Source organism: Shewanella sp. SG44-6, from assembly GCF_014164185.1.
In the GTDB taxonomy this organism is placed as follows: domain Bacteria; phylum Pseudomonadota; class Gammaproteobacteria; order Enterobacterales; family Shewanellaceae; genus Shewanella; species Shewanella vesiculosa.
On record NZ_JACJER010000042.1, the window covers coordinates 25230 to 35614 of the forward strand.

Here is a 10385-nt window from a genome sequence, read left to right on the forward strand (position 1 = left end):
TATCAGCTAAGTTAAGACATCACCGCATTTGATATGCGTTAATTGAAAAAAGCCGAGCCATCATATTGATACTCGGCTAATCAGATTAACGTTGGCTGATAGCAACCACTTTACGTGGCTCACTACCAACATAATCAGCACTTGGACGAATAATGCGATTGTTCGAACGCTGTTCCATTACGTGTGCCGCCCAACCTGTTAAACGTGAACAAACAAAGATTGGCGTAAATAACTTAGTTGGAATACCCATAAAATGATAAGCAGAGGCATGGAAGAAATCGGCATTACAAAATAGCTTTTTGGTGTCCCACATAAACTCTTCACAGGCGACAGAAATGTCATATAAAGATGTATCACCGTTTTCATGAGCCAATTTTTCAGACCATGCTTTAATGATCACATTACGTGGATCTGACACGCTATAAATAGCATGACCAAAGCCCATGATTTTTTCTTTGCGTTCAAGCATCAAGGCCATTTGCACTTTAGCATCGGCAGGCGAGCTAAATTTTTGGATCATCTCCATCGCGGCTTCGTTCGCACCACCGTGCAGCGGACCGCGTAATGAACCAATCGCGCCAGTCACACACGAATACATATCTGATAAGGTTGATGCACATACGCGCGCAGTAAAGGTAGATGCATTAAACTCATGCTCTGCATAAAGAATCAACGACACATCCATTACACGGCGATGTTGCTCTGACGGCGTTTCACCACGAAGTAACTTAAGGAAATGGCCACCAAGAGAGTCTTCATCTGTAGTGCAATCAATTTCAACACCGTCATGGCTGTAACGGTACCAATAACACATGATAGCTGGGAACGCGGCAAGCAAGCGGTTCGAGGCCTTATGTTGCTGAGTAAAATCAACTTCTGGTTCAAGGTTACCTAAAAACGAGCAACCTGTACGCATCACGTCCATCGGATGTGCATCAGCAGGGATCAGTTTTAATACGGCTTTAAGGGCAGCGGGTAAATCACGCTGCGCTTTCAACTCGGCTTTATAAGCACTTAATTGTGCTTGAGTCGGCAATTCACCATTAAATAACAAATACGCGACTTCTTCAAAGGTCGCATTATCGGCTAAATCTGATACATCGTAACCGCAATAAGTCAGACCTGAACCTGATTTACCCACAGTACATAATTTAGTTTCGCCTGCACTCTGACCGCGTAATCCTGCGCCTGATAATTTCTTGTCAACCATGATCTCTTCCTTATTATGCTTGTCGCGATTGAGCAGTACTTAATCGCGATTGTAGGGTATTTTTATTTTGATTATAAAAGCAGTCCACACTCTAAGAGTGGCTGGCTATTTGTTTTTGCCTTCGGCAAATAGGCTGTCTAATTTTTGTTCATAATCGTGGTAGCCTAAATAGTCATACAAATCCATTCGCGTTTGCATGGTATCAACCACCGCTTTTTGGTCGCCATCAACTAAAATAGCGTTGTAGACATTTTCGGCTGCTTTATTCATCGCACGGAATGCGCTCAATGGGTACAACACCATAGATGCGCCCCACTCGCCTAATTGCTGCTTATTCCACAGTTCAGTTTGGCCAAACTCGGTAATGTTAGCCAAAATAGGCACATCAAGTGCTGCTGCAAAAGCACGATAATGCTCTTCGGTTTTAATTGCCTCAGCAAAAATACCGTCGGCACCCGCTGCAACATAGGCTTTAGCACGTTCAATTGCTGCTTCAAGGCCTTCTTGAGCAAATGAGTCTGTGCGCGCCATAATGAAAAAGTCAGGATCTGTGCGGGCATCAACAGCCGCTTTAATGCGGTCAACCATTTCTTCTACTGGGACAATTTCTTTATTAGGACGATGGCCACAACGCTTTTGCGCTACTTGGTCTTCCATGTGCACAGCGGCTGCGCCCGCTTTTTCCATATCACGAATAGTTTTGGCAATATTAAATGCCCCGCCCCAACCAGTATCAATGTCCACCAGCAAAGGTAAATCACAAGCAGATGTAATACGTTGCACATCAACCAACACATCATTTAATGATGTCATGCCTAAATCTGGTAAACCATAAGAGGCGTTAGCCACGCCACCACCGGATAAGTAAATGGCTTGATGGCCAATTTGCTTAGCCATCATTGCTGAATAAGCATTAATGGCACCCACTATTTGCAGTGGTTTGTTATTGGCTAATGCTTGACGAAATTTTTTACCTGCACTCATGATATTTCCCTCTCTGCAATTAATACTGTAAACGCGAAACGCTACAGAATAGTCGTTACGATAATTTATGTTCGATACTATTTTTAGAATACAAAATATGGCGGCGCATCAGCATTTCGGCTAATTCTGCGTCACGATTTAAAATGGCCTGAACAATATGTTTGTGTTCATCATAAGCAGTCGTTACACGCGGACCCGCCATGCCAAGTTGCACTCGATACATGCGCACCAAGTGATAAATGCCATCAAATAGCATTGAAATTAGGTGTTTATTTTTACTGCCTAAGATGATGCGGTAATGAAAATCAACATCGCCAGCTTCTTGATAATAAGACTCGCCACCTTTGACCTCGTCAAAGTGAGATTGCAATAACTGGTTTAAATCGGCTATTTCATCGTCGGTCATGTTCTTTGCCGCTAACCGTGCTGCCATTCCTTCAAGTGATTCACGCACTTGGTATAATTCGATAAGTCCCTGAGGTGACAAGGCTACGACTCTGGCACCGACGTTCGCTTTACGCTCAACAATATGGCACGACTCTAAGCGGTTAATGGCTTCACGGATCACCGCACGGCTGACGGCATACTTTGTCGACAATTCAGTTTCACTCAACTTAGAACCCGCTGCAATACGACCTTCGACGATATCGTCTCTTAGGGCTATAAAGGTCTTATCTGCTGAAGTAATCGGCTGGATCATGCTCATACCTTGAATATAAAATGGGATAACTCAAAACAAGTTGTCGACAATATAGCACCTTTAAGGCGTATAACAACCCCAAAATAGACTTTTTGTCGACAATAAATAAAATCCCCTCCTAAAGTGTTACCTATCACTAATTTATGCAATCAGTCGGTAATGCCTTAAGTCAGCCCATGCTAATATTAGCCAAAATGGCATTACTGATATCAATATGATGCCCAGATGCTCACCCAACTGTCCGTTTTACTCAGTGTTGAGCAAACAATGGATAAGTCGAATAATAAAATAAGGGTTTCTTAATGAGCCAACATTTAGCCTGTCATCTTGAATTGATCCATCTATTTGTTCACGTGGTCAATGCCGGAGGGTTTTCGTCTGCTGCGCAAGAATTACAGTTACCTATTGCCACCGTTAGTCGCAAAATCAGTAAACTAGAACAGAGCCTCAATACTCAGTTAATTATGCGCAGCACACGTAAGCTGCGATTAACAGAAGAAGGCGGAGCGTTATTCGACCGTTATCATCATGTGGTGGCACAGTTCGATACGATTTGTGGCCAAGCCCTCAATGAACCCCAAAGCACTTTGCGGATATCAACACCCGTCTCTATTACCTCGATGATCTTAATTGAAGCGATTAATGACTTTTCAAAACAACATCCGCACATTCAACTGCATATCACCCAAAATAACAGCACCATTGATTTAATCGATGAAGGTGTCGACGTCGCGATAGTAGGTGGTGCGCAACCAGACTCATCTTGGGTGTCAACATCATTAGGGGTGTTGAACTACGGACTCTACGCATCGCCAACTTATGCCAAGCAACTGATTGAACTACAGCATCCGCAGCAGCTGGTTGATTACCAATTAATTAAAGTATGGCCATTGTTTAACTGGAGCTTAAAACATTGCGACGGTGAGCAATATTATTACGATGGACCAGCAAAGTTAACTTTAGGTGATTTACACGGCGCAGTGCGGGCAGCCGTCGGTGATGGCGGGATTTTATACGGACCTGAGTTATTCGTTAAACAACAGCTTTTACACGGTGAGCTGATCACAGTATTACCACAATGGGCCGGCGAGCATCGCCGTATCAGCATCTTGTATCATCAACGCCGACAACAGCCATTAAAGGTAAAATTGTTTATTGAGTTTCTGCAGCAGCGAGCCGCGAGTATTTTCGACTATTTTTAAGCTGTACTTGGGTTTAACTACTTGGAATGATTGAACGCTTTTATAAGGCAGTGGATGGCTATTTTTACTGATTTGAGTTGCGGTTTTTGCTGTTGCAATGGCTTGATGATATCGATTCAATCTGACAAACAGTTACAGTGATGTCACTGACTTAGTCAATGGCATCACGGCAAGCTAGTGTTAATGAGTCATGAGTTAAACATTACTCACGACTCTTGGCTCATATAAATTAATACAAATACACATTTAAGCTACAGGCACCATGAGCGCCCACCACTAATGCTTGCTCAATATCAGCCGTTTTAGACGGACCCGATATAAATAATCCTAAATCACCTTGTTGCAGCGATACCTGTTTAACGGCTTGATGCATATTGGCGACAATATTGTCTTTGGATAATGCCAAGATCAGGTTTTCGCAAATAAACGGCGTCACTCTATGACTCGGTTGATTAACCCAAATCGCACCGTTTTCGGCCACACCGAGATCGCCTGGAATCACAGCATAATCAATATCCGCTAAAAGATGCGCAGTTGTTGGCACTGAACGATTACCTTTAATACCCTCAATTAATGATATCACCTGCATATTTTGCTTTATCAGATCATCTACAGCTTGCTGGAGCGAGGCTAAACCGCCGTCAGTGTGAAGCGTAGCTGCAACAGACTGTAAACTGGCATTAAACTGGCCGACAAGATCATCATTATTTGCCACAACATCGATCTCAGGCATGGCATGATTATCCAATGCCGACTCTGATAATGCTGATAAAATGGTTTGTTTACTCGACATATTAACGTCTCCGATTCTTGTTATACCAGCTAGCAAAGCTTGATTCTGGTGCCACTGGTAATTCGCGATACTTACCCCATGCACCACTAAATGGCTTAAGTAAACTCCCCGGTAACACCCGTAAGGCTAACCTTGCTGCCGACATAGAGGTATTCATTAAGGTTTCACTGGCCATAAAGCGCCCCACTAACGGCATATAGCCACCTTTTCCGTAAGGCAAGGTCTTAGCCTCGGCTTTTAAACGACGATGATGAGCAATAATCTTATCTAATGGCACCATTGTTGGACACACATAGGTACAACTACCGCACAAAGTACATGCCCAAGGGATAGAGTTGGTATCATCATGCTTAGCCCCCACAGCAATGCCAATAGGACCAGGAATCGTATAGTTATAGCTATACCCACCTGAACGGCGATATACCGGACAAGTATTTAAACAGCCGCCACAACGGATACACTTTAGCGATTCGGCTAAAATTTTATCCTTCATCATCTCAGTACGGCCATTATCAACAATAATCACATGCATCTCGCCGCCATCTTGCGGACCGCGATAAAATGAAGAATAAGTGGTGATTGGTTGCCCGGTGGCATTTCGGGCTAAGGTGCGCAATAACACCCCTGCAGAATCCATATCAGGCAGTACTTTATCAATGCCCATTGAGTGCAATTGCAGCTTAGGTAAGTTAGCGCCCATATCAGCGTTACCTTCGTTGGTGCACACCACAATAGCGCCTTGATCGGCAATTGCCATATTCACCCCCGTCATGGCCGCATCGGCACTGAGGAATTTCTCTCTCAAATGCGCACGAGCAGCACGGGTTAAATATAAGGGATCCGACTCACCAGCCTTAGTGCCTAATTGTTGGTGAAATAACTCACCCACTTCTTCTTTTTTCATGTGAATGGCCGGCACCACAATATGCGATGGTGGCATATGCGCTAGCTGTATAATCCGTTCACCTAAATCGGTATCAACCACTTCAATGCCGTGACGTTCTAGATACGGATTCATATGGCATTCTTCAGTTAACATCGACTTAGACTTAACCAGCTTCTTAACCTGATGTTGAGCTAAAATACCGTGGACAATTTCATTATGTTGCTGGGCATCTTTAGCCCAATGCACTTTAATACCATTACTAATGCATTGTTGTTCAAATTGTTCAAGGTACTGCGCTAAATGGCTCAAGGTGTGCAGTTTAAGCTGTGAGCCTAGCAGCCTTAGTTGCTCCCATTCAGGTAAACTGCCCGCGGCACGATCACGTTTTTCACGTAATGCCCACAGGGCTTTAGAATGCCAATCAACTCGAGTTTCATCGCGACAAAAAATATCAGCTTTATGGGCATGCACCTTAGAACCCGATGCGGTATATAGTTCGGACATAGTGGCTCCTAAAGTGCGTCATTAATGATTTGGGCAATGTGACGGGTTTCTATCGGTAATTGTTGGCGGCGGATCATGCCATCTAAATGCAATAAACATGAGGGATCAAACCCTACTGCATATTTAGCACCGGTTGCAGCGTGCGCTTGAGCTTTATCTTTGCCCATTTTGGCTGACACAGCACCTTCATCAACCGCAAACGTACCACCAAAGCCGCAACACTCATCAATACGTGCTGGGTAGACAATTTCAAGCCCGGCAATGTTGCCCAGTACCGCTTCTACTTTGTTAAAGCGTTGTTTGCCCATTTCTTCCGTGGGCGTAGCTAAATTAAGCATGCGAATACCATGACAGCTCATTTGCAGACTTATTTTAGCTGCCACAGGGCGTTTAAAGGATTTAATCGGAGCAACGTCATGTAGAAATTCGGTCAACTCATAAAGCTTATTAATCACATCTTGAGCTTCTTTGCTGCCATCAAACTCATGGAAGTTTTCTTTCGCAGCGACTAAGCAACTGGCTGCAGGACAAACAATGGCGTCGCACTCAACCCCTTTGAAGGCATTGAGTAATTTAAGGGTAGTATTTTTAGCTTCGTCAAAACAACCTGAGTTTGTCATTGGCTGTCCACAACAGGTTTGTCCTGCAGGGAAAAAAACCTCATGACCCAATTTTTCTAATAATGTCAGGGTTGCGATAGCCACTTCTGGCATCATTTGGTTGACTAAACAAGGTATAAATAATGCTATTTTCATAAGCGATGTATCCCCAAAGCGTTATTAAACATGGCACTCAATCAACACTTATTGATTCAATGTCATGACTAACGACTCATAATCGTGCAACCAATGTATGCCAATATCCTTACAATATGTAGTGCTTATTTAGTAAATATCGCCGCAGACTTTTCCATTTTTGATAGCAAGATTATTTTGATGATTCTCAGAGGCATTGTTTCGATACTGAAGGATTAAATCGTGATGATAAATATCTTACATTTCATTGCATACACCAGGCTAATACCTATGCATAGGAGGATTAATAGACAATGCCTGCGACAATGTGTCGCAGTTTGGACTTTATTGATTGCCACAATCGCAGCGATTAAGCACACTGAATTTACTGAATGACGTCAATGAGATCCCCTGTTAAGAATGATCCATTAACTCATGACGTTAATCCACTTTTGATACAACACGTTAGCATTGTTTGATTGCATACTTTGAGGTTTCAATCAAATGTCTACACAATGCATATGTAACTTTACTCAGTGTTTATTTGCTATGGGAATGGGGATAAATACTGGGTAAAGGTATCACTTTTAATCTTATTAAGATTGTAGGGCCTCTATTGATAGAGGCCCTTTTTTTTATAACCTGTGGCCACTAACCTAGTGACGCTTGATTTTGCCAGACAGAAATAGCCAACTGCCGAGCACGACCGAAAATGGGACCAACAACAAACCCTGTTACTGCTCAAATCATTGCCAGCCAGCCTATGTAAATAGAATCATTTAGACAGGCGGTGACAATAGCCTAAAAAATCACGATGAACAGCTCAAATGCGAGCACCCACCAACACCAAAGAATTCAGATGCCTTGGTTCGATAGTATTTGTCCTCAACTTGCTGGGACTGCTCTGCGTAAGGCTGGGTCATAACAGCCTGCAATTCTCTAACCAGTGCATAATTACCGACGCTGGCTTGCTGATAAGCAGGCACTAGCAACCACTCGCGCAAGGTATATTTAGGGTTAACAGCCTTCATCTGTGCAGAAATCTCATCACGACTGCGCGCCTGCGTATTTGTGTCACCTGTACTGCCAACCTCAGAGCTGTCGACCACAGTACTGTCGAGCAGAAATTGCCATTGTGTCAACCAAGCTGACCAGCGCTGCTCAAGTCCTGCGGGGGCTTGTGCTAAGTCTCGGTAGAAACTTTTTTTCAGTGAGCCAATATCATCCGGTAACGCCGAAAGCTCGCGGAAAAACAGAGTGTAATCCACAGGGGTTTGCAGCATGAGCGTTTCAAGTTCATCAAATAGCGCCGCGTTAAAAGTGCCAAGCCCAAGTTTGGCGGCCCACATCTGCTCCATTTTTGCTTGCATCTCGGCCGAAAAACCATTGACCAGCTGTTGCAGCTGGTCGACATAATCTGGCTCAGACGCCAGTAATGGGCTTAATGCTGTGCAAAACATCAAGAAATTGCGTTCCGCTGCGACACCTTGATTCAGAAATGCAAAGTGCTGTCCGCCACCTGTCCAAGGCTGATATTGCGGGTTAAACACATCACAAAATCCGAATGGACCATAATCCAGTGTAAAGCCACCTGCGGCACAGTTATCGCTGTTGAAGTTGCCCTGACAGTAGCCGACACGGATCCAGTTCGACACCAGTGAAGTTAGCCGACTTCGGAACTCGCCCGCCAGCACCAATACCTTTTCGGCATTGGTGAGTTGCGGGTCGATAACATCAGCGTATTCTCGATCAACTAAATGCAGCATCAGTTGTTCAAGCTCTGCCATCGCTTGTGGGTGTTCTTGCTTGCGAGCGCGGCGACCAAATAGCTCAAGCTGGCCGACCCGAATGAACGAGGGTGCCACACGAGTTGAGATAGCCACAGCCTCGGTGATCATTTGGTCAGGATCTTGTGAGTTAGAGCCCTCGGAATACCACGGTCGCTGGACTGTTTCAGTTTTAGACACATACAAACTTAGCGAACGTGACGTTGGCACACCAAGCGCGTGCATGTGTTCCTGTGCGAGGAACTCCCGCACACTGGATCGCAACACAGCACGACCATCAGCGCCGCGACAATATGGCGTGCGGCCTCCCCCTTTAAGCTGCATTTCCCAACGTTTGCCTTTGATGAAAGCCTCAAGCACCGAAACCGCACGACCATCGCCGTAGCCATTGCCCGTTCTGAACGGACATTGCTGGATGTATTCGGTGCCGAAGATTGACAGTGCATAGCCACACGCCCAACCGACCTTGCTCATCGGCTCTGGAACCTGCGAAATATCGCCAGAGAACAAGCTAATAAAATCGGCAGACTGCGCCATGCTGTCTGCAAAACCCAACTCACTAAAAAAGCGTTGGCTGTGTGCTACGTACTCAGGGTTTTCAATAGGCGTCGGCTTAACAGGGACATAGTGCCCCGAAAACACTTGTCGTGCTCTATGGTCGTCGCCATTTGTTGTTGCGTTAGGATCACTATTAAGCGTGTCCATCAAAGAGTAATTGGCCAACTTAGCAAGATCGTCAACTGTCTCGACAGTTGCGGATGTATGCTGGGACAGTTGCTTAGTCATAGGGATACCTTATTGATTAAGTAGAAGGGCTATTCCCCGCTGCGTGATATGTCGTATCGATGATTGTTCAATGTGTTCGATGTCTGGAGTCGAATCATTTCATCCTTTAATGTCGAATGCCTGCGCAGGGTAATTTGAAAGAGCCTGAGAGAAACGGAAACAACCCGCATCCATGGTAACTTCTGCTTATAATAATGGAAAGCTTAGCTTGCTGAATCTGTAAAATCGATAGCTTGTCATGGGTATCTATTCTGACTTATGGCCTGCGGCCACTAACGTCGGGCGCTTCGCCCATACCAAGTTATCAAACTTCGTTTGAATTAAGATCGCAAGGTTCCACCCTGCACCGACCAAAAGGGGATCAACAGCAATCCGCTCTTTGCTGTTTATAAAAGAATGGGCCCCTGCCGTTCCGGCAACATTTTAGCTATCTAAAAAAACAACAGCTGCGAAAAAATTGCGACGGAAATAAGTTTGGCTTTTAACTTTGATTTGTAACCTTCTTAGGCCCATCTTGTCATAAAGAGTAAAATGCTAACGCTTGCGATGGGAATCTGATGTGAAAGGATTCACGAATGTCGTGGTGGCATGGAAGGCAAAGAACGACCTGTACAGCGAAAACTAGCCTGATGTCCTGTCAGGCTCACGCATTCTGTTATAAAGAGTCTTCAACGGCCTCAAATTCAGAGTTGAATGTGTACTTTAAAAGCCAAAAATCTAACTCATCTTTGCCCTAAAATGATTTTGTAATATGGCCTGTGGCCACAAACGTCGTGGTGCTTCGCCCACACCAGACCAA

The 10385-nt window shown here is 44.5% G+C and carries 8 protein-coding genes; 1 reads left to right on the forward strand and 7 read right to left on the reverse strand.

The window, feature by feature from the left end:
* Positions 1-85: 85 nt before the first annotated feature.
* The 3 genes from prpC to H5185_RS09670 form a co-directional block, all read right to left on the reverse strand.
* Positions 86-1210, reverse strand: a complete 1125-nt coding sequence (gene prpC, locus H5185_RS09660; protein WP_124015009.1) for a 2-methylcitrate synthase — start codon at positions 1208-1210, stop codon at positions 86-88.
* A 105-nt stretch (positions 1211-1315) separates the two neighbouring features.
* Entirely contained in the window at positions 1316-2194 is an 879-nt protein-coding gene (gene prpB / locus H5185_RS09665; RefSeq protein ID WP_124015010.1) for a methylisocitrate lyase, read from the reverse strand.
* Positions 2195-2249: 55 nt separating this feature from the next.
* A complete protein-coding gene (locus tag H5185_RS09670) occupies positions 2250-2894 on the reverse strand; it encodes a GntR family transcriptional regulator (RefSeq protein ID WP_371698450.1) in 645 nt (214 codons plus the stop codon).
* A 302-nt stretch (positions 2895-3196) separates the two neighbouring features.
* Here H5185_RS09670 and H5185_RS09675 point away from each other — a divergent pair, with 302 nt between their 5' ends.
* Positions 3197-4096: a LysR family transcriptional regulator gene (locus H5185_RS09675; protein WP_124015012.1), complete on the forward strand. Its 900-nt coding sequence runs from the start codon at positions 3197-3199 to the stop codon at positions 4094-4096.
* Positions 4097-4325: 229 nt separating this feature from the next.
* Here the strand turns inward: H5185_RS09675 and H5185_RS09680 are convergent, their stop codons facing one another.
* The 4 genes from H5185_RS09680 to H5185_RS09695 all read right to left on the reverse strand — a co-directional run bounded on the left by H5185_RS09680 (position 4326) and on the right by H5185_RS09695 (position 9586).
* Positions 4326-4889 (reverse strand): LUD domain-containing protein, encoded by a 564-nt coding sequence (locus H5185_RS09680; RefSeq protein ID WP_124015013.1) that lies wholly within the window; start codon positions 4887-4889, stop codon positions 4326-4328.
* A 1-nt stretch (position 4890) separates the two neighbouring features.
* The gene (locus H5185_RS09685) at positions 4891-6279 is read right to left on the reverse strand and encodes a lactate utilization protein B (protein WP_124015014.1); all 1389 of its coding nucleotides are present in this window, start codon (positions 6277-6279) and stop codon (positions 4891-4893) included.
* Between the two features lie 8 nt (positions 6280-6287).
* The gene (locus H5185_RS09690; RefSeq protein ID WP_124015015.1) at positions 6288-7034 is read right to left on the reverse strand and encodes a (Fe-S)-binding protein; all 747 of its coding nucleotides are present in this window, start codon (positions 7032-7034) and stop codon (positions 6288-6290) included.
* 788 nt (positions 7035-7822) lie between these two features.
* Complete coding sequence (locus H5185_RS09695; RefSeq protein WP_124015016.1) at positions 7823-9586, reverse strand: YdiU family protein; 1764 nt, start codon at positions 9584-9586, stop codon at positions 7823-7825.
* Positions 9587-10385: the final 799 nt, after the last annotated feature.

Coding starts and splice junctions, on each gene's coding strand:
- prpC (WP_124015009.1), bottom strand. CDS start 1,210: ATGGTTGACAAGAAATTATCAGGCGCAGGATTACGCGGTCAGAGTGCA.
- prpB (WP_124015010.1), bottom strand. CDS start 2,194: ATGAGTGCAGGTAAAAAATTTCGTCAAGCATTAGCCAATAACAAACCA.
- H5185_RS09670 (WP_371698450.1), bottom strand. CDS start 2,894: ATGATCCAGCCGATTACTTCAGCAGATAAGACCTTTATAGCCCTAAGA.
- H5185_RS09675 (WP_124015012.1), top strand. CDS start 3,197: ATGAGCCAACATTTAGCCTGTCATCTTGAATTGATCCATCTATTTGTT.
- H5185_RS09680 (WP_124015013.1), bottom strand. CDS start 4,889: ATGTCGAGTAAACAAACCATTTTATCAGCATTATCAGAGTCGGCATTG.
- H5185_RS09685 (WP_124015014.1), bottom strand. CDS start 6,279: ATGTCCGAACTATATACCGCATCGGGTTCTAAGGTGCATGCCCATAAA.
- H5185_RS09690 (WP_124015015.1), bottom strand. CDS start 7,034: ATGAAAATAGCATTATTTATACCTTGTTTAGTCAACCAAATGATGCCA.
- H5185_RS09695 (WP_124015016.1), bottom strand. CDS start 9,586: ATGACTAAGCAACTGTCCCAGCATACATCCGCAACTGTCGAGACAGTT.